The sequence below is a fragment of the Alteromonas sp. a30 genome (assembly GCF_026788005.1).
Taxonomy (GTDB): domain Bacteria; phylum Pseudomonadota; class Gammaproteobacteria; order Enterobacterales; family Alteromonadaceae; genus Paraneptunicella.
On the sequence record NZ_JABEPE010000002.1, the window covers coordinates 389,402 to 415,497 of the forward strand.

The window sequence follows — 26,096 nt, forward strand, 5'->3', positions numbered from 1 at the left end:
ATTCTCAGTTTTTATTATTTTAATTATCAGCGAATACAAACTGTACAAGCCTTACCCTAAAAGGGATTCGACAAATACAACTATCCGAGCGCAAATAATATACAACGTCATGTAATTAAACAACAACTTGATGAAAAAAAAAGGAATTTATGTCATTTTTTGGTATTTTTTGACAATTTCGGATAATAAATGACGCAATTTCGAGGAAGTTCACACAACTTTGGCTTTTTTCATTCGGGCGAATTAGCCAAAGTTGTGTTCTTATAACAGCACTTTAGATTACTTCAACCATGCTCGTGCATTTCTGAACATACGTACCCAAGGGCTGTCTTCACTCCAATCATCTGGATGCCACGAATTTGCGACGGTACGGAAAACACGTTCAGGATGCGGCATCATAATTGTGGCCCTGCCATCTTCAGAAGTCACCGCAGTAATACCTTGTGGCGAACCATTTGGATTTAGCGGATATTGTTCTGTGGCTTGTCCTTGGTGATCAATGTAACGCAAACTGGTTTGCTCTGCGTTCACTAAAGCATCAAGGTGAGCAGCATCGGTAAACTCTGCGCGGCCTTCTCCATGCGAAACCGCAATTGGCATTTTTGAGCCCTGCATATCAGTGAAGAACAACGATGGACTTTGCATCACTTCGACCATGGCAAAGCGCGCTTCAAAACGTTCAGAACGGTTAGTCACAAAACGTGGCCAATGTTCAGCACCCGGAATTAACGCTTTCAAATTAGACAGCATCTGACAGCCATTACATACGCCTAAGCTGAAGGTATTTGGGTTGCTAAAGAAGGTAGCAAATTGTTCGCGAGCACGGGCATTAAACAAAATGGTTTTTGCCCATCCTTCACCTGCCCCTAACACATCCCCGTAGGAGAAACCGCCGCAGGCTACCAGCCCTTGGAAGTCCGATAAATTCACTCTTCCTTGTAAAATGTCGCTCATATGTACATCAACCGCAGCAAAACCGGCTCTGTCAAACACGGCCGCCATTTCTACATGCGAATTTACACCTTGTTCACGTAAAATAGCCACCTTCGGGCTAATACCTTTTGCAATGAAAGGCGCGGCCACATCTTGGTTGATATCGAACGTTAGCTCAGCAAACATACCCGGATCATTGGCATCCGATTTCAACGCTAATTCTTCTTTGGCGCATTCTGGGTTGTCACGCATGGATTGCATGTGATGTGTTGTTTGCGCCCACAAAGTACGGTATTCACTGCGTTTCGCATGCAGCACCACGTTATTTTGATAGCTAAATGACAATTCGTCATTTTCAGTAACGCAACCAATAACGTGTGTGCAATCCGACAATCCGTGCTCTGCAAATGTTGCCTGCACATTTTCCAACGCCGATGCGGGAACCTGTAATACTGCACCTAATTCTTCCGAGAAAAGAATGGAAGCGGCATCTTCACCTAAACCATCTAGCTGCGCGCTGATACCGCAGTGACCCGCAAACGCCATTTCAGCCAACGTTGTAAATAAACCACCGTCTGAACGGTCGTGATACGCCCACACTTGCTGCTGCTGAATCAAACTTTGAACGGCATTAAAGAAACCACCTAGCAATTCTGGCGAGTCTAAATCCGCAGGAACTGTGCCTAATTGATTGTAAACCTGCGCCAAGCAAGAGCCACCTAAACGATTTTGGCCCTGACCTAAATCCACCAGCACTAACACCGAATCGCCTTTATCCGTGCGAAGCTGAGGCGTTAAGGTTTTTCTGACATCTTCAACACGTGCAAAAGAGGAAATAACCAAGGATAGGGGCGCGATAACGGCTTTTTCGTCTTCGCCGTCTTGCCAGCGGGTTTGCATCGACATGGAGTCTTTACCCACAGGAATGGTTAAACCGAGTGCCGGACACAACTCTTCTCCGATGGCGTGAACCGCTTCATATAAACCCGCATCTTCACCGGGATGACCCGCCGCTGCCATCCAGTTTGCAGAAAGTTTAATATGTGTTAAATCACCAATATCGGCTGCGGCAATATTGGTGATCGATTCGGCGACCGCCATACGCGCTGATGCCGCATAGCTAAGTAAGGCGATTGGTGTACGCTCGCCCATTGCCATGGCTTCACCATGATAAGTATCGAACGCAGATGCCGTTACTGCGACATCTGCCACAGGCACCTGCCAAGGACCTACCATTTGGTCGCGCGTCACCATGCCCGTTACCGAACGGTCGCCAATAGTAATTAAGAAAGTTTTTTCAGCAATGGCGGGCAAGCGCAGTAAGCGCTCTGCGGCGTCTTGAATGTCGATGTTTTTAACATCAAATTCAGAACCTTGAGACTGCGCACTTTGCACATCGCGATGCATTTTTGGTGGTTTGCCTAGCAATACATCTAACGGCATATCGATTGGGCTGTTATCAAAGTGCTCATCGGTAACAGTTAAGTGTTGCTCTTTGGTGGCCTTACCAACAACCGCGAATGGCGCTCGCTCACGCTCACAGATTTGGGTGAACAATGGCAAGTTTTCATCAGAAACCGACAATACATAACGCTCTTGAGATTCGTTACACCAGACTTCATGAGGCGACATACCCGGTTCATCATTTGGCACATTACGCAATTCAAACACGCCGCCCATGCCAGCATCGTTTACGAGCTCAGGGAAAGCGTTAGATAACCCGCCTGCGCCAACATCGTGAATAAATTGAATCGGGTTTTGGTCGCCAAGCTGCCAACAACGGTCAATCACTTCCTGACAACGACGCTCCATTTCCGGGTTATCGCGCTGCACAGAAGCAAAGTCTAAGTCTTCGTTAGATTGACCCGATGCCATAGACGACGCCGCGCCACCACCAAGGCCGATATTCATTGCTGGGCCGCCTAGTACAATCAGATTTGCGCCTTCGGTGATCTCACCTTTTTGTACGTGATCTTCACGAATGTTACCCAAGCCCCCCGCTATCATAATCGGTTTGTGATAGCCGCGAACTTCTTCTCCGTTAAAGCTATTCACTTGGTTTTCGTATGTACGGAAGTAACCGAGAATATTCGGACGACCGAATTCGTTGTTAAAAGCCGCGCCACCTAGCGGACCATCAATCATAATATCGAGAGCGCTAACGATGCGCGAAGGCTTACCGTAGGTTTGTTCCCAAGGTTGCTCGAAACCGGGAATAGCTAAATTGGAAACGCTAAAGCCGACTAATCCGGCCTTTGGCTTAGAACCTCTGCCCGTTGCGCCTTCATCACGAATTTCACCGCCAGAACCCGTCGCTGCGCCTGGGAAGGGTGAAATAGCGGTTGGGTGATTGTGGGTCTCCACTTTCATTAAGATATGAATATCTTCAAGGTGGTAGCGATATTCTGCATCGCTGGCATCGGCAAAAAAGCGCCCTGCTTTTGAGCCCGTCATCACCGCGGCGTTATCTTTATAAGCAGACAACACATGATCGCCATGTTGTTCGAAAGTGTTCTTAATCATTTTAAACAAGGATTTAGGCTGTACTTCGCCGTCGATTGTCCAATCTGCATTGAAAATTTTATGTCGGCAATGTTCCGAGTTTGCTTGGGCAAACATGTATAATTCAACGTCCGTTGGATTACGTTCCAATCCTTGATAACTTTTGACTAAGTAATCGATTTCGTCATCTGCAAGGGCCAAGCCCAAATCGATATTCGCTTGCGATAACTGTGCTTTTCCACCTTGTAAAATATCGACGCGATTAAAAGGCTTAGGCTCAGATTCAACAAACAACGCTTGTGCATCGTCTAATTCAAAAAACACTGATTCTGTCATTCTGTCATGCAGAACAGTAGTGGCTTTTGCCTTATCTTGTTCAGAGAGCGGCGCATCAGATTGAAGATAATAAGCGCATCCTCGTTCCAATCTTTTGACTTTGCTTAAACCACAGTTAATAGCAATGTCCGTGGCTTTCGAAGACCAAGGTGACAAGGTGCCGGGGCGAGGCGTTACCAGGAACAACTCACCTTCAGGTTGACTGTCATTTAGCTTTGGTCCGTAGGTTAATAAGGTTTTCAGCAACTCGGTTTCTTGTGCGTCTAAATCCGCACTAAGATGCGCAAAATGCATGTAATGAGTAGAAACTGAAGTAATGGGCAGACCCATTGCTTGCAAAGCGTGAAGTAACTTTTCGATTCGAAAGCCGGAAAGTGCCGGTGCACCGCGCAACGTCAACATAATACTAAATACCACCGTTGTAGGGTTTAGATTGCCGAGAATAGAGATTCAAATGCTCAAATGTGTTCACTTCATTGTAGACAACCATGCCAACAATGAATCACCGACATCGCGCCAGTGACAAACCAAAATGCCGACCAAGACCTGATCTTTCTTTAAACAATTTGGAGATAAACTACATGCTGAGTGAACCTTTTAAGAAGGCGGCGATTATAGACTAAAACCCTTCCGCTGATAAAGATTTGTGCAGTAATTAACGTGAATAAACTGGCAGTTGAAAAGTAAATTCGTCAGAATAAAGACTGATTGCATTAAACAACGTATTCCTGTGCAAAGATTAATTACCAATTCTGTCAAAATACTGCTTTTGTTTTTTCTCGTTTTGATTCTTCAAGCCTGTGATCGCTTTCTCAAGCCACAAAATCAATTACAAAAGATCCTGGATGCGGGCGTCTTAAAAGTAGGCACGCAATACAGTTTTAACACTTATTATCAAGGCGCAAAAGGACCGGAAGGGCTGGAGTATGAGCTTGCTAAAGGTTTTGCTGATCATTTGGGGGTGGCGCTTGAGGTGTATCCTCATTACAACCGCACTTCGTTATACCCACTTTTAGAGCAAGACCATATCGATTTAATCGCCGTGGGCATTGCTAAGACCAGCAATCAAGAACGTTTTAAATTTGCCCCAAGCTATCAACGCGCAAGCCAGAAATTAGTCTATAAGCAAGGTATTGTGCGCCCGAAGTCCCCCGAAGATTTAGACGGTAAATTGGTCATTGCCGAGGGAAGCGGCTTTGAGGATTGGCTCACTTCAAATGAACAGGCGCAATCCAAATGGCGCAATATTGATTGGAAAATTTCGGAATTGGAGGATGTTGAAGAATTAGCGCTAAACATTCAAAGTGGCGCACTGGACTACACCATCGTTGATTCAAACAGCTTAGCCGTATTACGCCGCTTACATCCCAACTTAAGTGTAGGTTTTACCGTTGTTCAAGAGCAGCCTTTAGCATGGGCGCTCGCTAAACATCAGGATGATTCTTTACTTGCCGCTTTAGTGGAATATTTTGGTGAGGTCAATGACAATGGCACGCTCGCAGTATTGATGGAAAAATACTTTGGTCACATAAAGGAATTTAATTATGTTGACACCAAAGCTTTTCTACAAGCAGCCAATCAGACTCTTCCTCAATATCAAGCATGGTTTAAGAAATATTCCTCCAGTATTGATTGGCGTTTATTGGCGGCGATGAGTTATCAAGAAAGTCACTGGAACCCGAAAGCTAAATCCCCAACTGGCGTGCGTGGTTTAATGATGTTGACGCTTGCAACGGCACAAGAATTGGAAGTGAATTCTCGCCTTGATCCTGAAGAAAGCATTCGTGGTGGCGCTCAATACTTTGAGAGCTTATTACGTCGCATTCCCGAAAGAATTAGCTCTCCCGATAGGATCTGGTTCGCTCTTGCAGCTTATAATATTGGACTTGGTCATTTAGAAGATGCGCGAGTGCTAACGCAAAAGCTCGGTGGCAATCCCGACCTTTGGATAGATGTTAAAAAACACCTTCCTCTATTAAGTAAGAAACGCTATTACCGTACAACTCAATATGGCTATGCACGAGGCCATGAGGCGCTGACCTATGTTTCAAATATCCGCCGTTATTACGATAGCCTGATTTATCTGACCGAAAAACAACCTTAATTAGCGTAAAGATAAAGCATTTTTTGAAAGTCTTTATTAAAACTTTCATATACTTTTACATCGTTATTCTTTACCATCCGGTCAGTTTGTGTAATATTCCTCAGCCTTGGATGAAATTTTTTAACCATCCAATCGATCACATATTGCAAAGTCGCTCTTCTTATAGCGACACAATATGGCCGAATACGCCATCCAATTCGTTAGAAAATATGTATAAACCTTGATTTGCCATGTTTCTGACACAATTGACTGAGACACTGTCACTAATCGAGCAAGCTGGTTATGCGTAGCCATTTTGTTCATTAAAATGATGAAACCTATATAGGAGATTAACTTGAGAAAAAACAAAATGTCATTGAAACGACGCTCACTCAATAATGGGTCGAGAAGAAGACACCTTATTAAGAAACTACACCAAAAATTGTCACACAGAAGACAGAAGTTCCAACAACAACTAGAAAGCGCTAGTTGGGCAGAAGCAAGTTAAGACTCCTCCCAACTGGCGTTGTCTCCCGCCTCTTTCATTGCTAACTTCAAGCGTTTTTTTTCTTCCCGCCTTTGTTTAAAAAAATCCGATAATTTATTAGCACATTCATTTTCTAAGATACCACCGACAATCTCAGCCTGATGGTTAAGGTTTGGGTGCTGAACTAAATTCATGATGCTACCAGCGGCACCGGTTTTATAATCCGATGCACCAAAAATAATGCGAGCGACCCGACTGTGGACAAGCAAACCTGCGCACATGGAGCACGGCTCCAGTGTCACATATAAATCAGCATTAATAAGCCTGTAGTTTCCTACTCTTTTTGCAGCTTGGCGTATAGCAATCATTTCCGCATGAGCGGATGGGTCGTGATTAAGAATGGATTGATTCCAACCTTCACCCACGCGCTGGTTGTTAATGACAACAATAGCACCAACGGGAATCTCACCAACAGCCGCAGCCCGCTCAGCCAGCTTCAAGGCTTCCTTCATCCAATACTCGTGAGTCATATTCGCTTTCGTGTTAGGTAATTAATAGCGATGGCAATTATACGAAGGAGTAAATTGAAACACCATGTTAAAAGGATTGACCTAAGAGACGTAAAAAACCATTATTTACCTAGCAAGTCGTATACGAAAGAGGAACACGTAATGAATATGACCGCAGTTGCTATTGTTGCCATCATTTGCTGGGCAATTGTTGAGCTTACATCCAATAAGCGTCGCGCCACAATGAATAAGAAAAGTGAATCAGAGCTCAATCAAAAAATTGCCGACCTTCAAGAAAGGATCGTTACTCTTGAAAAGATTGTGACCGACGAAAAATACGATTTAAATAAGCAATTTGAAGATTTAAAGAAACAATAAATTGCTGAAAAGCTTGTTCTGCCAACCTTCCGTTAGCTAATTAATCGCATAAATAGCGGCATAATGAGTGAAGTCACAATGCCGCTTAACCCCATCGCTACCGCTGCAAACACGCCTGCTTCAGCATTCTGACTCATGGCTTTTGCTGTGCCGACACCATGACTCCCTAACCCAATACCAAAACCCCTAGCAGAAGCAGAGTTTACTCTGAGTATATCTAGGATAAAGGCGCCGAAAGTTGCCCCAATAATACCCGTGGTAATGGTCATGATTGCGGTTAATGATGGAATGCCACCAATAACCTCAGAGATTCCCATCGCAATCGGGGTTGTTACACTTCTGGGTAGCATAGTAAGCATGACTTTCTCGCTAATTCCAAGGCCATTTGCTATGAAGTAAGTACTAACAACTGCAAAGCAACTTCCCACAAAAACGGAAACAAAAATTGCTTTGGCATTAACCACTATTAAATGCCACTTTTTATAAATAGGAATGGCTAGTGCTACTGTCGCAGGACCAAGCATAAAATGAATAAACTGAGCACCGGAGAAGTAGCGTTCATATTCAATATCAAAAATAAACAAGGTACTAGATACAATAAGAATACTGATGGCGACGGGGTTAACTAAAGGAAATTTATTGGATTTCTGATAGCACCAATCTCCTACCAAATAGGCCCCAATGGTCAGTGTTAACCAAAACAATGGCTCGGCTTGTAGGTATACCCAAATATCATACAACTCACTCGTTGTCATGCGCCGCTCCCTGCTTACGTTTCTGAATAAGCTGCATTACCCATGCAGTAACACCGATAGTAGCTAACGTGCCAACAAACAATAAAACAAGCACTTGTAACAGTTGGTCTTCTATCAACGAGATATGAATCACAACGCCTACGCCAATCGGCACAAACAACAAAGAAAGGTAGGACAAGATCCCCTCTGCGGTTCGAACCACTTCATTTTCAAAAGGCTTCGAAATCAACTTCAATGGCGTGTTGTCGGTGACGAGAAGAAAAATAACGAGGAGGATTAAGCCAATAACCGGCCCGGGAAACGTGAGTTGAAGTAGCTTTTGTACCACTTCTCCAATTAACTGAAACAGAAAAATAAAGAAGATACCTTTTAGCATGTCAGCCCTGTTGAAGTGGTTGATTTAAACGTCTAACTGAACTGCTTTTCGTTTTTGACTATTGAGTGATTCATCATAAAACACATGCTGGATAATCAAAAGCCATCCTTGGCTTTGGTTACATCAATATAAACGACAAGTAAAAGACTACTCCCACTCAATGGTAGCAGGAGGCTTTCCTGAAATGTCGTATACCACGCGAGATATACCGTCGATTTCATTAATAATACGATTCGACACCTTGCCCAAAAAGTCATAAGGCAACTGCGCCCAGCGCGCTGTCATGAAATCGATTGTTTCAACGGCTCGTAGTGAAACTACCCAATCGTATTTACGCGCATCTCCCATAACGCCAACAGAGCGAACTGGCAAGAAAACCGTGAACGCTTGGCTGACTTTGTGATACAAATCTGCGTTATGCAGCTCATCAATGAAGATGGCATCGGCTCTGCGTAATAAGTCGCAGTATTCCTTTTTCACTTCCCCAAGTACGCGAACTCCCAAGCCCGGTCCCGGGAATGGGTGGCGATAAAGCATGTCGTAAGGTAAACCCAGTTCTAGACCAATGCGGCGAACTTCGTCTTTGAACAATTCACGAAGTGGCTCAACCAAACCCAGCTCCATATCCTCAGGTAAGCCCCCTACATTGTGGTGAGATTTGATTACATGAGCTTTGCCTGTATCGGAACCCGCAGATTCAATCACATCAGGATAAATGGTACCTTGCGCTAACCATCTCGCGTTTTCGCACTTTTTCGCTTCTTCGTCAAAAACTTCGACAAATACGCGTCCGATGATTTTACGTTTCGCCTCTGGGTCGTGTTCACCAGCAAGCGCATTTAAGAAGCGATATTCGGCATCCACCTTAATTAAGTTCAAACCGAAATGATCACCAAACATATCCATGACTTGTTGACCTTCATTCAAACGCAACAAGCCATTATCAACAAATACACACGTTAATTGTTTGCCAATGGCTCGGTGCAAAAGCATAGCGGTCACAGAAGAATCGACACCACCAGATAAACCAAGAATAACTTCATCATTACCCACTTGTTTTTTGATTCGCTCAATAGCATCTTCGATGATAGAAGCAGGTGTCCAAAGCGCTTCGCATTGACACAAATCCAATACAAAATGTGCCAAAATGCGCTCGCCCTGACGAGTGTGAGTGACTTCAGGGTGGAATTGCACGCCATAGAGTTGTTTTTCTACATTGGCCATTGCTGCGTAAGAACAGGTATCGGTTTTTGCAATGCATTCAAAACCCTCTGGCAATTCAATCACTTTATCGCCGTGACTCATCCAAACGTCGAGCTCACCGTTTCCGTCAGCATTAATGTGATCTTCGATACGATCAAACAATGAGCTTTTACCGGTTAATTCAATTTGAGCATAGCCAAATTCTCTTTCTGATGAACCAGAAACCTTGCCCCCAAGCTGCACCGCCATTGTTTGCATGCCATAGCAAACGCCCAACACGGGTACTCCGGCTTGGAATACATACTCAGGCGCTCGAGGCGATCCTGTATCGGTAACAGACTCAGGACCTCCCGACAAAATAATGCCGTTTGGTGCAAACGCTTTGATTTTTTCTTCGTCGACATCCCAAGCCCAAAGCTCGCAGTAAACACCGATTTCACGCACGCGTCTGGCTATTAGTTGAGTGTATTGAGATCCAAAATCCAAAATTAGGATCTTGTGCTTGTGTATGTCAGTCATCATGGCCTACTCATTCCAAAAATGTACAAATTGGAGGAAGAAACACGGCTGTGTTCCTTTAATCATCATAGCCGTTAAATCGGCTGGAGGTATGGGCTACCGATTATCTATTTCTAATTAGGTAGCCCGAATTGCTTTATTACCCTAAACGGTAATTTGGCGCTTCTTTTGTGATAGTAACGTCGTGAACATGAGATTCTCCCATACCTGCCGCCGTCACTTTTACAAAGCTTGGTTCCGTGCGTAACGCATCAATAGTGGCACAGCCTGTTAACCCCATTGCAGAACGCAATCCACCCATTTGTTGATGCACGATGTTAGCAATCGGCCCTTTATAGGCGATGCGGCCTTCGATGCCTTCTGGCACAAGTTTTTCGGCTGAATTATCAATGTGGAAATAGCGATCCGATGAACCGTGTTTTTGATTCATTGCTCCTAATGAGCCCATTCCTCGGTAAGATTTATAATAACGACCTTGATACAGCTCGACTTCACCCGGCGCTTCTTCTGTACCTGCCAATAAACTGCCTACCATTACGCAGCTTGCACCAGCAACAAGGGCTTTTGCTATATCACCGGAGAAGCGAATACCACCATCAGCAATAACAGGAATGCCCAAATCACCGATAGCAGAAACCGCATCAGCAATAGCGGTAACTTGTGGTACACCACACCCTGTCACAATACGCGTTGTACAAATAGAGCCGGGACCAATACCGACTTTAACCGCATCAACACCCGCGTCTGCTAGTGCTTTAGCACCTTCAGCAGTTGCCACATTGCCCGCAATTAATTGTAAGTCAGGATAGGCTTTTCTTACTTCTGCAATACCGTTTAGCACGCCTTGCGAGTGACCATGAGATGTATCAATAAGCAGCACATCTACACCCGCCTCTACGAGTAATTCAATGCGTTCGCGATTGTCTGCTGCCACGCCAACAGCAGCTCCCACACGTAAACGTCCAAGATGGTCTTTACACGCATTTGGCTTACTTTCGGCTTTTTGGAAGTCTTTAACGGTAATCAAACCGCGTAATTTGAAGTCGTCATCAACAACAAGAATTTTTTCGATGCGGTGTTCATGCATCAAAAACAAAACTTGTTCTGCCTCTGCGCCTTCTTTTACCGTAACTAGACGCTCTTTTGGCGTCATCACACTGCTAACAGGTAAAGATAAATTCTTTTCGAAACGCAAGTCGCGTCCTGTCACGATACCAATAAGATTATGCTGGTCATCAACAACAGGGAAACCTGAATAGCCGTGCTGGCGGCCCATTTCTTCGACTTGTCTGAGAGTGGCATTAGGGGAAACGGTGATGGGATCGGATACCACCCCACTTTCGTACTTTTTAACGGTACGAACATGTTGAGCTTGTTGCTCAGCGGACATGTTCTTGTGGATGAACCCCATTCCGCCTTCTTGGGCCAACGCAATCGCAAGCGGCGCTTCGGTTACGGTGTCCATCGCCGCAGCAACAATCGGAATATTCAATTCAACTTTACGGGTTAGACGTGTTTTGAGACTGGCTTGATGGGGTAACACTGTAGAGTGTCGAGGAACAAGTAACACATCATCAAAAGTGAGAGCTTCTTTGGCTAAACGCAACATGTAAAACGACCTATATTGGGGATTTTGTTGCGGCGCAATTGTAGCGGGTTTCATTAATCAGGTAAACTGAAAGAGACAATATTCTATGAACATCTCCTAACCGAGAAATTTAATGACCAGCCAAACGCAAAGCCATATCTACACTGTTAGTAAACTCAATAAATTTGCCAAGCACATTTTAGAGTCCGAAATTGGGCAAATATGGATTTCCGCAGAAATTTCCAACTTCATTGCTGCATCATCGGGACATTGGTATTTCACTCTGAAAGATCCTCGTGCTCAAATTAAAGCAGCCATGTTTAAAGGTAATAATCGCTTTAGTCGAGTTACACCTAAAAATGGCGATAAAGTGCTCGTAAGAGGCAATGTGAGTTTGTATGAGCCCCGTGGCGACTTTCAGCTAATTGCCACTCACATGGAACCCGAAGGTGAAGGGTTATTAAAACAACAATTCGAGCAGATGAAACAAAAATTGGCAGCAGAAGGGTTATTTGCTCAAGAAGATAAACAGAGCATTCCTGTTAACCCTAGGCGCATCGGTGTAATTACCTCGGATACGGGTGCCGCATGGCATGACATTATTACCGTGTTAAAACGCCGAAACCCAACGACTGAAGTCATTCTGTATCCGAGCTTGGTTCAGGGAGAGTTAGCAGCCGATAACCTTTGTAGAGCATTGCATGTAGCGAATCAGCGCAATGAAGTAGATGTAATTATTTTGGGACGCGGTGGCGGCTCCATGGAAGACCTGTGGTGTTTTAACGATGAAATGCTAGCCCGAACGATTTATCAGTCTCCCATTCCTGTTATTAGCGCGGTGGGTCATGAGGTGGATTTCACTATTGCCGATTTTGTCGCAGATATACGAGCACCAACGCCCTCTGCCGCCGCTGAGATTGCTGCACCACCGTTACAGAATGCCATTGATTCCTTGAATCATTTAAGGCAACGTTTATTGAAAAATTGGCAAGATCAACTCCGCGCTAAGGAACATGGATACGCTTTGTTGCAACATAAGCTTCAAGGCTGTCATCCTAAAAATCAGCTTTTACAACAGCAACAACGTGTTGATAACTTGCAGATGACACTAGCCGCATTGTGGCGAGACACCTTTTTGAAAAAAACAATGCAAAGTGAGCAGCAACTTTCTCGATTATCTCAAGTGCATCCAAAACACCAGTTTTCGGGATTACAACAACGGCTGCAATACCTTCAAGAAAAGCTTGCTCATTCACAAAAACAAATGTTGGCTAATAAGAGTCAAAAACTAGCAAACGTCTGTCAGTTATTGGATACCGTTAGCCCGCTTGCGACCTTAGCAAGGGGTTATACCCTTACCTATAAAAATGGGAAGCTAGTGAAAAAAGCGGAACAGGTAAATAGCGGCGATAACATCGTAACTCGCTTTGCCGATGGCGAAATTAACAGCACGGTCAGTTAAGCTAACGCTGTTTAACGTCCCGTAAAATAGTCATTTTGATATTCAAAAACGAAAAAAGGAGCAAAAGCTCCTTTTTCAATTACAGAAATTTCGGCACGCTAACGTGCTATTTTTTCTTTTTATGATGCTTCATCAGACGTTTACGCTTACGTTGCTGTGAAACCGTTAACGTATTCTTTTTGCCTTCATAAGGGTTACCACCCTCTCGGAACTCTATTTTGATAGGCGTTCCCATGACTTTCAATGCTCTGCGGAAATAATTCATCAAGTAACGCTTGTAAGACTCTGGTAAATCCGCAACCTGATTTCCATGAATAACAACCACAGGAGGGTTATATCCACCTGCGTGCGCATACTTCATTTTAACGCGACGTCCTCGCACCATAGGCGGATTATGTTCTTCTTGCGCTGAAACCATGATACGCGTCAATAGTGCCGTATTGACACGCTTTGTTGCGGCTCCATAGGCTTCTTGTACTGATTCGAACAAATGACCAACACCCGTTCCGTGCAGTGCGGAAATAAAGTGCAATCGAGCAAAGTCGATAAAACCAAGACGATAATCCAGCTCGCGCTTAATATCATCTTTAACGCGCATGTCTAAGCCGTCCCATTTGTTGACGGCTAAAACTAAGGCGCGACCCGAGTTTAAAACGAAACCAAGTAAACTTAAGTCTTGATCGCTAATGCCTTCGCGCGCATCAATCACCAACAACACTACGTTGGCTTCTTCAATGGCTTGCATGGTTTTAACAACAGAGAACTTTTCGACGGTATCGGAAATTTTCTTGCGACGACGCACACCTGCGGTGTCGATAAGCACGTATTCGCGCTCATCACGTTGCATTGGAATATAGATACTGTCTCGCGTTGTGCCCGGCTGGTCGTATACAACAACTCGTTCTTCACCAAGTATGCGGTTAGTAAGCGTTGACTTACCTACATTAGGTTTACCGACGATAGCAAGCTTAATAGGCAACGATTGTAATTTTTCCCGTTGCGCTTCGGCATTAAGCTCTTCTTCTTCAAGATTTCGCTCAGGAATACGCATCTCAGGATATTGAGACTCAATAGGCTCCAATACAGATTCAAGTAAATGACTGACACCACGTCCATGACTAGCCGCGATTTGCCAAACATTGTCATAACCTAACGCATAGAACTCTGCGGTTTCACTGTCTGCATCTATACCGTCAACTTTGTTCGCCACAATATAAACAGGTTTTTTAGAGCTTCTTAAATGTTTTGCAATTCCCTCATCGCCCCCGGTTAAACCGGCGCGAGCATCAACGAGAAATAAAACAATATCGGCTTCTTCAATTGCAAGAAGTGACTGACCAGCCATTGCAGCATCAATACCGTGTTCATCACCCGAGATGCCACCAGTATCAACAACAATAAATTGCAATCCTTGATATTTAGCCTGACCGTACTTTCTATCCCGAGTTAAGCCGGGGTAGTCTGCCACTAAAGCATCCCGTGTACGGGTTAAACGGTTAAATAAGGTCGATTTACCAACATTAGGGCGACCAACCAAGGCAATAACAGGCAACATGCTTTCTTTTTCTCCAGACCAGATTTAGACGGTAACGTTAAGGAATGCTAATCGCGACCAGATCACCGTCTCTGGTTTGAGTATAAAGCACTTTTCCATTTCTGACGGGTGCAACATAAATTCCTTCTTCTTCATCGTCGCCTCCCACTTCGATACGGGCAACGAGCTGACCATCAGATTGGCGTAACCAATGTAAAAAACCAAATTTATCACCAACGACCACATACGAATCCATTGGTGTTGCCGCGGTGAGATCGCGGCCTCGAAGTGTTGTTTGTGCCCATAACTCAACGCCTGTACGACGATCTAAACCGTAAACTTGGCTGCTATCATCAACCACAAACAATGTATTTCCATCTAAGCTAATACGACGATAAGAGCGATACTCACGCTTCCAAATAACACGTCCAGTTCGTAATTCAACTGCCGCTAATGTGCCATTGTATGAAATGGTATAGACTACGCCTCCGAGCACTAATGCTTGGCTATCAATATCAACTAAGCGTTCTAGCTCTGTTGTCCCTGAAGCCGATGCGATAACTTGCTCCCAAGCGACTTGTCCTGATTCTAGTACCACCGCGGATAACTTGCCGTTTGCAGTTCCTACAATCGCCGCCCCTGCACTTAATGCCGGTGCGGATATGCCGCGTAGCGTTAATGGCGGCACTTCGGACTCATAAATCCATTTTTCTTCGCCAGTTTCAGCATCTAATCCATACAATATGCCGGAGCCCGTATTCACGACAACAAAGCCGCCATCAACAACGGGGGTAGCAAGCACTTCACCTTTGACCTTTTGTTGCCATTTAATTTCACCTGTCGCTTCATCAAGCGCAAGAACGAGGCCATTTTCTGTACCGAAATACAAGGTTTCATAGGAAGCAACTAACCCGCCTGAGATTTTAGCAGAAATACCATCTGCCCAAAGGTTAGTGACAGCAGACAAGTACCCTTCATTATGGTACTCAGCCAAATCAATTTCCCACACTTTATCGCCTGTATTTTCATCCACCGCTTTAACAAGCCCTTGGCGATTAGCAGCAAATACTTTGCCGTATGCATTGGCAGGAGACAGACGGGAAAAATAGTGTTTCACGCCATCACCAACACCAGAATCCCATTTAATATCAGGCTGAAATAGCTCATCAATTGGCTTTAATTGCTGAACGTCTTGTTCTTCTTCATCGTCAAACCAAGTGGTTGGATTAACCCACTCAGGTATACTCGAGCAGCCGCTTAGGAAAAGTACCGGTACTAAAGCTGCTAAAAAATGCTTTCCTTTTACCACTGCTCTATCCTTGCTTTTGAGATGCTAGGTCATCAAGTTTCATTTGTAGAAGATCATTGGTTTCATCACTGCCTAACGCGGCGGTATAGGCTTTTTCAGCTTCATCAAACATACCTTGCTTCCGATAAATATCGCCCTTAATTTCTTCTACCTGCGCGAGATAAGACTCAGAAACAATTTTGTTCAAACTCGCTTGCGCCGCAGAAAAGTTTTCCTGCTCAGCTTGTACACGCGCCAATCGAAGTAAAGCGATGTCTTTAATGACAATATCGGCTTGGCTGTTAGTCACCCATTCCAATTGCTTTTGTGCTTCCGATAAATCACCGCGTTCTACCGCTTCTTTCGCTAAACGAAGCGCGGCCATAACGGCATAGCTACTCTCATTATTTTCATCAACAAAGGCTTTCACTTCCGTAAAAGCTTCTTGGCTTTGTCCAAGCGAGCGCACAGCTGACTCATAAGCATTTGAAGCTTGTTCTTGGGATGCTAACTGCTCTGCATTGTAATAACGCCATCCCCACAAACCACCGAATCCAAGCACTGCACCTAGCACGATGGCCGCTCCGTTTTCTTTCCAAAACTTTTTAATGGCTTCGACTTGTTCTTCTTCTGTTCTGAATTGATCCATTTTGATCCTCTGCCGGTCTCTGTGTACCTGTTATCTGTTATTTGCTTACGTTAGTGAGTGAAGCTACTGTGGCAACCACATCTTGCCTAGGAATACTTTGTTGCTCAGTTTCCTGACGTAAATGCTTAAGTGTAACAACACTGTTTTGCAGTTCACTCTCACCAATAATTAGCGCAATATTCGCACCACTTTTATCAGCACGCTTCATTTGTTTTTTGAAATTTCCGCCTCCGCAATGGTTTTGAACCCTAATTTGCGGCAGGGCATCTCTTAAAGTTTCACCAAGTTGTGTTGCTGCTACTTCTGCCTCCGCTCCGGTTGCGGCAATGTATACATCAACGGCCTCACGAATGGTCAATGCTTCCACTTGCTCAAGCAAAAGTGCTAATCGTTCTAAGCCCATAGCAAAACCAACTGCGGGTGTAGGCTTTCCGCCCAACTGCGACACAAGACCATCATAGCGACCACCGGCACATACTGTGCCTTGCGCGCCTAAGTCTTTTGTCACCCATTCAAAAACGGTGCGATTGTAATAATCTAAACCGCGCACTAAGCGTTCATTAACTTGGTATTTGATACCTAAAGCGCTTAATCGTTCACATAAATCTTGGAAATGTTGTTGAGATTCGGCATCGAGGTTGTCGGACAATTTCGGTGCGTCGGCAACAACGGCCTGAACTTCTGGATTTTTACTATCAAGAATGCGAAGCGGGTTTGTTTCTAAACGACGCAAGCTATCTTCATCTAGCTTGTCTTTATGTTGCGATAAAAACGTAACCAACTTTTCTTTGTACTGCGCACGAGCTTCGTTTGAACCAAGGGAGTTCAACTCAAGTACAACGTTGTCTTGGATTCCGAAATGCTTCCATAGGCGCGCACTTAATAAGATCACTTCGGCATCGATGTCGGGACCGTGCAAGCCAAAAACCTCTATTCCAAACTGATGGAACTGACGGTAACGCCCTTTTTGGGGTCTTTCGTGGCGGAACATAGGTCCCATATACCATAAACGCTGTTGTTGGTTGTATAACAAACCATGTTCATTGCCCGCCCTAACACAACTTGCCGTCCCTTCAGGTCGAAGCGTTAAACTATCGCCATTTCTATCTTCAAAGGTATACATTTCTTTTTCGACAATATCGGTTACTTCACCAATAGATCGTTTGAAAAGGTCCGTGCTTTCTACAATTGGCATACGAATTTCTTCGTACCCATAACTGGCAACAACAGTGCGAATTTGTTGTTCCATCCATTGCCATAGCCTTGTTTGCTCAGGCAGACAATCATTCATTCCTCGAATTGCTTGGATAGATTTGCTCACGGCGTCGGTTCTCTCGGGGGATTATTAAATTACTAATTAGCAAAAAGCCCTGCATTATAGGGATTTTCTCGTTAAACAACAACGCTTGAGGTGGATAAAGCGCGAGCGTTTTACGCAGCTTCGCGCTTTCTAAAAAAGATATGGAAATTGAAAATTAAATCGTTTGTGTGGGTATGCGATTTTTCTCATCGAGAACTGCTGCTTTAGCACGAATTTTGTGCTCTAGCGTATCAATAAGGTTATCGTTTGCAATGCGCTCTTTTTGGCGTTGTCCATCAAGATAAAAACCGCTCATATTGCGGGCCCCCGTTAACCCTAAGTCAGACACTTCTGCTTCGCCAGGACCATTTACCACGCACCCTATGATGGAAACATCCATTGGTGTCACGATATCTTCTAAACGTTCTTCAAGCGCATTCACTGTGCCTATGACATCAAACTCTTGACGAGAACAGGTTGGGCAAGCAATGAAGTTTATACCTCGACTGCGAATACGCAGTGACTTTAAAATATCGAAGCCGACTTTAATTTCCTCAACTGGGTCAGCTGCTAACGAAATGCGAATTGTATCGCCAATTCCTTCTGCTAATAGCATTCCCAAACCAACCGCGCTTTTTACTGCGCCAGCTCGAAAACCACCGGCCTCGGTAATCCCCAAATGCAAAGGTTGTTTGATTTGTTGCGCAAGAAGACGATAAGCGCCTACAGCAAGAAATACATCGGACGCCTTTACGCTCACTTTAAATTGGTCAAAATTAAGCTTGTCGAGAATATCGACATGACGCATTGCAGATTCAACAAGCGCTTCGGGTGTCGGTTCACCAAACTTCTCTTGAATGTCTTTTTCCAAAGAACCGGCGTTAACACCAATACGAATTGGAATGTTGTTGTCTCGAGCGCAATCAACAACGGCTTTAACGCGATCCATTTTACCAATATTGCCGGGATTGATGCGTAAACAATCAACGCCATATTCAGCCACTTTTAACGCAATCCGATAATCAAAATGAATATCGGCAACCAGCGGCACATCAACTTGTTTACGAATTTGTTTAAATGCTTCGGCAGCGTCCATTGTCGGCACTGAAATACGGACAATTTCACCGCCCACAGCAACAATTCGTTTAATTTGATTAATAGTGGCTTCAACGTCTGTTGTTAGGGTGTTGGTCATCGACTGAACAGCAATAGGTGCGCCGCCGCCAACGGGAACTTTACCAATATGAATTTGTGTAGATTCTCGACGTTTAATCGGAGACTCGGTCAACATAATAAACTCTCTAAAACTCGGCTATTCACTCAAAGGTAAAGTAAAGCGTGCAGTGTAACCTGCTCTGAATTGTGTCATATCAATCGCTTCACCATTGTAGCTAATTTGCACAACTTCTGGCGCACCAAGCACCACTTCAAATGGCGGGATGCCTGAAACGGGCATAACACGACCTGATTTTTTAATGCCGTACGCCACATCTTCACCTGTGGCATCAGTTAACTTCATCCAACAATCGCCCGCAAATTCAAACACAAGGTCAACGGCATCGCCTAAAGGGACACTTGGTTCTTGTACGATATCAAGCGCTTCACTTACCGTTGTGGTCGTTGCATCGGCTCCCTCTTCTACTGCCGCTTTTTGCTCTTGTTCTGTATTATCACTATTGCTTTCCGTCACTTCTATATCAACTGGCACTGGCTGAACTTCTTGTTGATCTGAGGAAACCTCTTCGCTACTGGTATCAACCTGAGGAGGCAGTTCATTCACAGTTGTTTCAATGTCAGCGCTCTCGGAAACTGAAGTCTCGGTTGTCTCGGAAATCTCGGAAGTCTCGGAAGTCTCGACATTATCATCGGTGACGTCGTTAACCATACTTTCTGTTGCATCGTTCTCAGGTGCAGCTGTATCGGATGGACTGCTCATGCTTTCTGTTTCTGAAGTATCAGAAATAACAGGTAAAGCATTCGATTGAAGTGACTCTTCAACCTCAGGTTTTGTTTCTTCTTTAGGAGACGTTGTCTCCTTTTTTTGCACACCGCTTATCATTGACTCAAAGGGCGCTTCATCTTGCTGGAACCACCAAGCAACAACCAAGGCGATGACAATAACAAGTACCAGATACGTCACCATCATAAGTCGCTGATCGCTGGCTTGACGGGCAACTTGCTTAGAAAAGCTTTGCAATTTGGCGGGTTCTTTCTCCAGCTTACCTAACTTCTTGTACGCATCTAATACATCGTCAGCATTTAAGCCAAGCAGCTTTGAGTAAAGCTTCAAATAACCTTTCGTGAAGGTAGGGGAAATATCTGCTGAATATTGGTCATCTTCGAGGCTGGAAATGATGGAAGCTCTCAAATGAAGTTTTTCTGCGACTTCATCTTGCGATAACCCCAACTTTTTCCTCGCAGTTCTCAGCATGGCACCAGGGCCAACAAATTCTACTTCTTCCAATGTGTCGTCGTTTTTACTCATTCTTACAACAATTCCCGCTAGTTAGCGTTGGGGTCAGAAACAAATAGTTTTTTACCAGTATGCAGCGGCGTTCCATCCGTTAAATTATTCCACTCAATCAAGCGTTGCATACGGACATTATACTTCAAAGAAATTCGGTACAGGTTCTCTCCGGGCTGAACCACGTGAATTCTATCCGACATCGATTTCTTTTCCAATGCAGGATTCTGAATCTGTTTTAATTCTGGAGAGGTTTGTTTCAAGTATTTTTTAGCAATGTCATGCTCAGGGTACAACTTCAATAGTGTTTTAGCATACCCATCCGCAATGTCCATATTGCCTAAAGCCTTTTGAATTTTAACGGCATAATCAAGCGTTTGGGCAGTTACAGGAGCGAGTCGCTCGTACCTTGTAAGGGCTTTTTGAGCCTCTTCCCAACGCTTCTGCGAGACATTCAATTCAAGCAGTAAATATGCTGTTTTAATTCGTGTTGGATCATGGCTAATGGCGGTTTCAAGATAACGTATTGCTTGCGCGGTATCGGCTTGCGCTTGTTGGCAAATAGCTAAATTTTCATATGAAGCCGCTGCATGACTGTATTGTTGTGTCTGAATAGCTTTGTGTAAATAATCTTCTGCTAATTGATAGTGGCCTTGTAAACACAAAAATGCGCCATAGGAATTCAGTAAATCAGCATCCTCAGAATTGATACTTAGCGCTTTTTGGTACGATTTTTCTGCTAAAACGATTTCGTCGATTGTTTGATAATAATAAGCGAGTGCAAAATGTACATCTGTTAATTCAGGTGCAAATTTGAGTGCTTTATCAAGATTTGCTTTGGCTTGAGCATAACTGCCATTTTGCAAATAAGTTAGTCCTAACGAAATTCGAGTCTTTGCCGCTTCTTGTCGATCAATACTTTCTTGAGGGGAGCGGCTGGCGCAAGCCGACAGGAATAAAGCAACAAGGAAAATAGTAAAACGGGAAAGATAGGATAACCTGACAAAATGGCGACTGTATTTTTTCCTTACTCCCATGAATCCCCGCAAATTTAATTCAGTTGACTAAATAATTTTAGTTTATGTGGACTGTGCAAGATTGCCAGAGAATACAAACTTGCACAATTAGAAGTGAAGACTTAATGACTGGCAAAAACCTCAATAGAAGGGCCTTTTGCCTGTTTTTTCATTACACGTTTTGTGCGGTCAACCACATCACCGACTAATTGCCCACAGGCTGCATCAATATCATCACCACGCGTTTTTCTAACTACCACAGTAAATCCATACTCCATTAACACTTTAGCAAAACGGTCCATTCGACTATTGCTCGGCTTAGTATAGGGAGAGCCGGGATATGGATTAAATGGGATTAGGTTTATCTTTGATGGTGTATCTTTTAATGTTTGTGCCAATTCATGAGCCTGTTCCATGCTGTCATTCACTTGATTAAGCATCACGTATTCAACAGTTACTCGACCTTGGTTAGCATTGGATTTGTTTAGATAGCGACGTACGCCCGCCAAAAAATCTGCAATGGGATATTTTTTATTTACGGGGACTAATTCATCTCTCAGTTTATCGTTAGGTGCATGAAGGGAAATCGCCAGAGCAACATCTATTTGATCGCCTAGCTTATCCAGCGCAGGTACAACCCCCGAGGTACTCAAAGTTACACGGCGTTTAGACAAACCAAAACCAAAGTCGTCGAGCATCAAGTTCATCGCCGGAACGACATTGTTCAAGTTAAGCAAAGGTTCGCCCATTCCCATCATTACAACATTTGTGATAGGGCGTTTCGAAGTGTCTTTGTTTAGTCCGATGAATCGGGCCACTCGCCACACTTGGCCAATAATTTCCGAAACCGTTAGGTTTCGATTAAACCCTTGTTGCGCGGTACTACAGAAACTGCACTCTAGCGCGCAGCCGACTTGGGAAGAAACGCACAATGTCGCTCTATCTGATTCAGGGATCCAGACCGTTTCGACTTCTTGACCACCGTCTAGGATCATAGCGAACTTAATGGTGCCATCACTTGCCTCTTGATAAACCGAAATTTCAGGCGCCTTAATTTCACAAGTCTCAATGAGTTTTTCCCTAAGCGCTTTATTAAGGTTGGTCATATTTTGAAAATCATCTTCGCCTTCATGGTATATCCACTTCATCACCTGATCGGCGCGGAAGGGCTTTTCTCCCATATCTTTGAAAAACTGACGCAGCCCTTGTTTATCAAAATTCAACAAGTTGATCTTAGAAGCTGGCGATGCCATTGCGCTCATGTCTCTATCCTCAAATGAGTTTCAAAATACTATGCCCTATAAATCGGGGCTGGGATTGTACAAATTTCACTCACAAAAAGCGAATTCATTATCTCTATCAGCAAAAAGGGCGCTTAAAGCGCCCTTATTCTTTTTCCTTATTCGCTGGTTTAGCGAGTACGAGGACAAATTTCTTCGTCTGCGAAGAAGTAAGCAATTTCACGAGCCGCTGATTCAGGCGCATCAGAACCATGTACCGCATTTTCGTCAATTGACTCAGCATAGTCAGAGCGTAAAGTACCCGCTAGTGCATCTGCTGGGTTAGTCGCCCCCATGATTTCACGATTCTTCTTAACTGCATCTTCGCCTTCCAAAACTTGAACCATTACAGGGCCAGAAGTCATGAATTCGATTAAAGCTGGGAAGAAAGGACGCTCTTTGTGTTCTGCGTAAAAACCTTCTGCTTTATCTTTGCTTAGGTGAACCATTTTTGAAGCAACAATGCGTAAGCCTGCAGATTCAAAGCGGTTGTAGATCGCACCAATGACATTCTTGGCTACGGCATCAGGTTTGATAATAGAAAAAGTACGTTCAAGTGCCATCTGTTGGCTCCATTTATTAAAACTAAAAACGGCGCGGATTATATGCAATTACACAAGCGTTTCCTATGCTTGAACATGACTTTTTTATATTTTTTCGCGTAAAACTCGGAACACAAAAGCTAAAAAGTACGAATTTAAGCGATCAACGCAGCTTATGAACGACTTCGCAAACGATATTTGCGGCCTGCTCAATATCTTCATTGGAAGTAAAACGACCGAAACTAAAACGAATAGCGCTGTGCGCCAACTCTGGTGAAAGCCCCATTGCTCGTAGTACGTAAGAAGGCTCCAAACTATCCGAAGTACAGGCCGAACCAGATGATACAGCTAAATCCTTTAGCGCCATAAGCAAGGTTTCACCTTCAACGTCTTCAAAACTCAGGTTTAAGATGCCCGGAACAGATTGTTCGAAATTGCCATTTAGCAAAACCCCCGAGAGTGTTTGAACTTTCTTCCAAAATTTGACTTTAAGTGCACGAATGCCTTCCATTTCATCATGGATTTTGCCCTGAGCAATTTTACAAGCTTCACCGAGCCCCACAATCTGATGCGTTGCAAGTGTACCTGAGCGCATTCCTCTTTCATGGCCTCCACCGTGAATCTGCGCCTGCAAAAACACCTTTGGCTTACGCCTAACGTACAATGCGCCAATACCCTTTGGTCCATAAAGTTTGTGAGCAGAAAATGACATTAGATCGACGTCGCTATCTCGAACATCTATCGGGATTTTCCCCAATGCTTGAGCTGCATCAACATGAAAATAGGTACTATTTTCCTGACAAAGCGCTGAAATTGAGTTGATATTCTGTATGACCCCAGTCTCGTTGTTCACTAACATAATGCTGACTAAGATGGTATCAGGCCGCAGAGCACTACGAAGCACTTCTATATCTAATAGACCATCACTGCCTACATCAAGAAAAGTAACTTCAAAACCATTATCGGCAAGCCATAGACAAGGGTCTAGTACCGCTTTGTGTTCAGTTTTGACGGTAATTATATGCTTCCCTTTATCACCGTATTGTTGGGCAATTCCCTTTAATGCGAGATTGTTGGCTTCCGTTGCACCAGAGGTAAATACGATTTCTCTTGGATCGGCATTAATTAAGTCTGCCGTATTTTCGCGCGCTACTTCTACCGCTTCCTCGGCTTGCCAACCATACCAATGTGAACGAGAAGCTGGATTTCCAAAGACTCCCCCTATTGAAAGGTGCTTGGACATTGCCTGAGCTACAAGAGGGTCAACCGGCGTCGTTGCGGCATAATCAAGATAAATAGGAGATGGCATCCTTTAAAACACCTTACATTTGCAGACTAATTTCAATTTCCTTTGATGGAAGTATATGATCTTGGCGGTCAGCAACTAAACGTACATCGGCATTAGCCATCAACTCACCTAGGGTAATATTATCAAGAAACGCGGTTATGCGTTCACTTAAATCGTGCCATAAACTATGTGTTAAACAACGCTCACCTGCCTGACAGTCAGCGGTACCATTACATCGAGTCACATCAATCGTTTCATCAACTGCTTTAATTACTTGTCCAACAGAAATTTCACTGGGCTCTTTACCCAATTGATAACCTCCACCTGGACCACGTACGCTAGTCACTAATTCTTCTTTTCTTAATCTAGAGAATAGTTGCTCTAAATAAGAAAGAGAGATGGCCTGCCTTGATGAGATGTCTGAAAGAGATACTGGACCTTTTTGGGAGTGTAGTGCGACGTCAAGCATCGCAGTAACAGCATAACGACCTTTTGATGTTAGTTTCATAGCAGCAACCGTTGTTAATTTGAGCGGATATTCACATACCCTACTAAAACAGTCAAGTATTAGATATTTTGCTAAATCTTGATCAATAGCTCATTCGTCCCTTTTTAATTTGGTGATTGAACTTAAAATTCCTCTAAGAATATTTAACTCTTGTGCTTCTGGCCTAGCTCGATTAAACAATCGACGTAACTTTGTCATAACTACACCAGGGTGCTTAGGTATAATGAAATTTGTATGCCTAAGTGTCTTCTCTAAATGTACATAGAACTGTTCCAGCTCTTCAGATAAAGGATATTCACTTTGACTCGGTTTAATTTTATCTTGTGCTAAAAAGGCCATTCGGATTTCATAGCACAATGTTTGCACAGCAGCCGCAAGGTTCAATGAACTATATTCGGGATTAGCATCAATGCATACATGGTAGTTACAAAGCTGTAGCTCTTCATTTGTGAGGCCACTATTTTCACGACCAAATACTAATGCCACCTTATGGTTAGTAGATTCGGCTATGATTTTTTCCCCACATTCACGTGAACTTAACATCGGCCAAGAGAGCGTTCGAGATCTAGCACTGGTTCCGATGACTAAGCCACAATCAGCAATCGCTTCATCTAAGGAATTAAAAATTTCAGCTTTTGATAAAACATCTCCTGCTCCTGCTGCTAAGGCACTCGCCTTTCCATCAGGTTCAGACACCGGTTGAACTAGGGCTAAGTCGTAGAGCCCCATTGTTTTCATCGCTCTAGCCGCAGAGCCTATATTTCCGGTATGGGAAGTATTAACTAATACAATTTTTACTCTTTCTAGCATTATTCTTTATTCTAAATTTGGGAATTAAATTCGGACAGAATACTAGCACAAAAGGGAGCTTATAGGAGTTGGAAACAGGCTTCGATTTGAATATGTCATGCACCAACAGATACTTTAGAAGTAATAAATAGAAGGGAACGAAGTTGGGTTGCTATTTGGTTTATAAATAAAAAAAGCCCTGCTCATACGAACAGGGCTTCTTAGGAATAGGAGCCTGGCAGTGTGCTACTCTCACATGGGGAAACCCCACACTACCATCGCCGCTAATACGTTTCACTTCTGAGTT

Annotated in this window: 21 protein-coding genes and 1 rRNA gene; 3 read left to right on the forward strand and 19 right to left on the reverse strand. The window is 43.8% G+C overall.

Features of this window, described 5'->3' with window-relative positions; genetic code table 11:
* Positions 1–279 precede the first annotated feature (279 nt).
* Positions 280–4,173, reverse strand: coding sequence for a phosphoribosylformylglycinamidine synthase (purL, locus tag HJG39_RS03930; RefSeq protein ID WP_268407028.1), 3,894 nt, complete (start codon positions 4,171–4,173; stop codon positions 280–282).
* Between the two features lie 328 nt (positions 4,174–4,501).
* On the opposite strand from purL, the gene mltF reads away from it, so the two are divergent.
* Positions 4,502–5,875: a membrane-bound lytic murein transglycosylase MltF gene (gene mltF, locus HJG39_RS03935; RefSeq protein WP_268407031.1), complete on the forward strand. Its 1,374-nt coding sequence runs from the start codon at positions 4,502–4,504 to the stop codon at positions 5,873–5,875.
* Positions 5,876–6,358: 483 nt separating this feature from the next.
* On the opposite strand, the gene tadA is transcribed toward mltF, so the two are convergent.
* Complete coding sequence (tadA, locus tag HJG39_RS03940) at positions 6,359–6,871, reverse strand: tRNA adenosine(34) deaminase TadA (protein WP_268407033.1); 513 nt, start codon at positions 6,869–6,871, stop codon at positions 6,359–6,361.
* 141 nt (positions 6,872–7,012) lie between these two features.
* On the opposite strand from tadA, the gene HJG39_RS03945 reads away from it, so the two are divergent.
* Positions 7,013–7,228: a hypothetical protein gene (locus HJG39_RS03945; protein ID WP_268407035.1), complete on the forward strand. Its 216-nt coding sequence runs from the start codon at positions 7,013–7,015 to the stop codon at positions 7,226–7,228.
* Between the two features lie 32 nt (positions 7,229–7,260).
* Here the strand turns inward: HJG39_RS03945 and HJG39_RS03950 are convergent, their stop codons facing one another.
* From HJG39_RS03950 to guaB, 4 genes are all read right to left on the reverse strand, one after another.
* The gene (locus HJG39_RS03950) at positions 7,261–7,983 is read right to left on the reverse strand and encodes an LrgB family protein (protein WP_268407037.1); all 723 of its coding nucleotides are present in this window, start codon (positions 7,981–7,983) and stop codon (positions 7,261–7,263) included.
* Entirely contained in the window at positions 7,970–8,359 is a 390-nt protein-coding gene (locus HJG39_RS03955; protein ID WP_268407039.1) for a CidA/LrgA family protein, read from the reverse strand. Before HJG39_RS03955 ends, HJG39_RS03950 begins: the two co-directional genes overlap by 14 nt.
* Before the next feature lie 147 nt (positions 8,360–8,506).
* Positions 8,507–10,081 (reverse strand): glutamine-hydrolyzing GMP synthase, encoded by a 1,575-nt coding sequence (gene guaA / locus HJG39_RS03960; RefSeq protein ID WP_268407088.1) that lies wholly within the window; start codon positions 10,079–10,081, stop codon positions 8,507–8,509.
* 139 nt (positions 10,082–10,220) lie between these two features.
* On the reverse strand, positions 10,221–11,690 hold the full coding sequence (gene guaB / locus HJG39_RS03965; RefSeq protein ID WP_268407090.1) for an IMP dehydrogenase: 1,470 nt from the start codon (positions 11,688–11,690) through the stop codon (positions 10,221–10,223).
* Between the two features lie 112 nt (positions 11,691–11,802).
* Here guaB and xseA point away from each other — a divergent pair, with 112 nt between their 5' ends.
* Complete coding sequence (gene xseA, locus HJG39_RS03970; RefSeq protein WP_268407041.1) at positions 11,803–13,131, forward strand: exodeoxyribonuclease VII large subunit; 1,329 nt, start codon at positions 11,803–11,805, stop codon at positions 13,129–13,131.
* 106 nt (positions 13,132–13,237) lie between these two features.
* Here xseA and der read toward each other — a convergent pair whose 3' ends face one another.
* From der to rrf, 13 genes are all read right to left on the reverse strand, one after another.
* Positions 13,238–14,686, reverse strand: coding sequence for a ribosome biogenesis GTPase Der (gene der, locus HJG39_RS03975; RefSeq protein WP_268407044.1), 1,449 nt, complete (start codon positions 14,684–14,686; stop codon positions 13,238–13,240).
* Between the two features lie 37 nt (positions 14,687–14,723).
* Positions 14,724–15,974, reverse strand: coding sequence for an outer membrane protein assembly factor BamB (gene bamB / locus HJG39_RS03980; protein ID WP_268407046.1), 1,251 nt, complete (start codon positions 15,972–15,974; stop codon positions 14,724–14,726).
* A 4-nt stretch (positions 15,975–15,978) separates the two neighbouring features.
* Positions 15,979–16,602: a YfgM family protein gene (locus tag HJG39_RS03985; RefSeq protein ID WP_268407048.1), complete on the reverse strand. Its 624-nt coding sequence runs from the start codon at positions 16,600–16,602 to the stop codon at positions 15,979–15,981.
* 37 nt (positions 16,603–16,639) lie between these two features.
* Positions 16,640–17,923: a histidine--tRNA ligase gene (hisS, locus tag HJG39_RS03990; RefSeq protein ID WP_268407049.1), complete on the reverse strand. Its 1,284-nt coding sequence runs from the start codon at positions 17,921–17,923 to the stop codon at positions 16,640–16,642.
* 154 nt (positions 17,924–18,077) lie between these two features.
* Complete coding sequence (gene ispG / locus HJG39_RS03995; RefSeq protein WP_268407050.1) at positions 18,078–19,193, reverse strand: flavodoxin-dependent (E)-4-hydroxy-3-methylbut-2-enyl-diphosphate synthase; 1,116 nt, start codon at positions 19,191–19,193, stop codon at positions 18,078–18,080.
* Between the two features lie 21 nt (positions 19,194–19,214).
* Positions 19,215–20,387, reverse strand: coding sequence for a RodZ domain-containing protein (locus HJG39_RS04000; protein WP_268407052.1), 1,173 nt, complete (start codon positions 20,385–20,387; stop codon positions 19,215–19,217).
* Between the two features lie 17 nt (positions 20,388–20,404).
* Positions 20,405–21,403: a type IV pilus biogenesis/stability protein PilW gene (gene pilW, locus HJG39_RS04005; protein ID WP_268407054.1), complete on the reverse strand. Its 999-nt coding sequence runs from the start codon at positions 21,401–21,403 to the stop codon at positions 20,405–20,407.
* A gap of 101 nt (positions 21,404–21,504) precedes the next feature.
* A complete protein-coding gene (locus tag HJG39_RS04010; protein WP_268407056.1) occupies positions 21,505–22,644 on the reverse strand; it encodes a bifunctional tRNA (adenosine(37)-C2)-methyltransferase TrmG/ribosomal RNA large subunit methyltransferase RlmN in 1,140 nt (379 codons plus the stop codon).
* A 149-nt stretch (positions 22,645–22,793) separates the two neighbouring features.
* On the reverse strand, positions 22,794–23,225 hold the full coding sequence (ndk, locus tag HJG39_RS04015; RefSeq protein ID WP_268407057.1) for a nucleoside-diphosphate kinase: 432 nt from the start codon (positions 23,223–23,225) through the stop codon (positions 22,794–22,796).
* Positions 23,226–23,367: 142 nt separating this feature from the next.
* Positions 23,368–24,513, reverse strand: a complete 1,146-nt coding sequence (locus tag HJG39_RS04020; protein WP_268407060.1) for an IscS subfamily cysteine desulfurase — start codon at positions 24,511–24,513, stop codon at positions 23,368–23,370.
* Between the two features lie 13 nt (positions 24,514–24,526).
* Complete coding sequence (gene iscR / locus HJG39_RS04025) at positions 24,527–25,000, reverse strand: Fe-S cluster assembly transcriptional regulator IscR (protein ID WP_268407061.1); 474 nt, start codon at positions 24,998–25,000, stop codon at positions 24,527–24,529.
* 90 nt (positions 25,001–25,090) lie between these two features.
* On the reverse strand, positions 25,091–25,810 hold the full coding sequence (gene trmJ / locus HJG39_RS04030) for a tRNA (cytosine(32)/uridine(32)-2'-O)-methyltransferase TrmJ (protein WP_268407064.1): 720 nt from the start codon (positions 25,808–25,810) through the stop codon (positions 25,091–25,093).
* A 212-nt stretch (positions 25,811–26,022) separates the two neighbouring features.
* Positions 26,023–26,096: ribosomal RNA gene (gene rrf / locus HJG39_RS19395) — 5S ribosomal RNA — on the reverse strand; the annotation flags it as partial.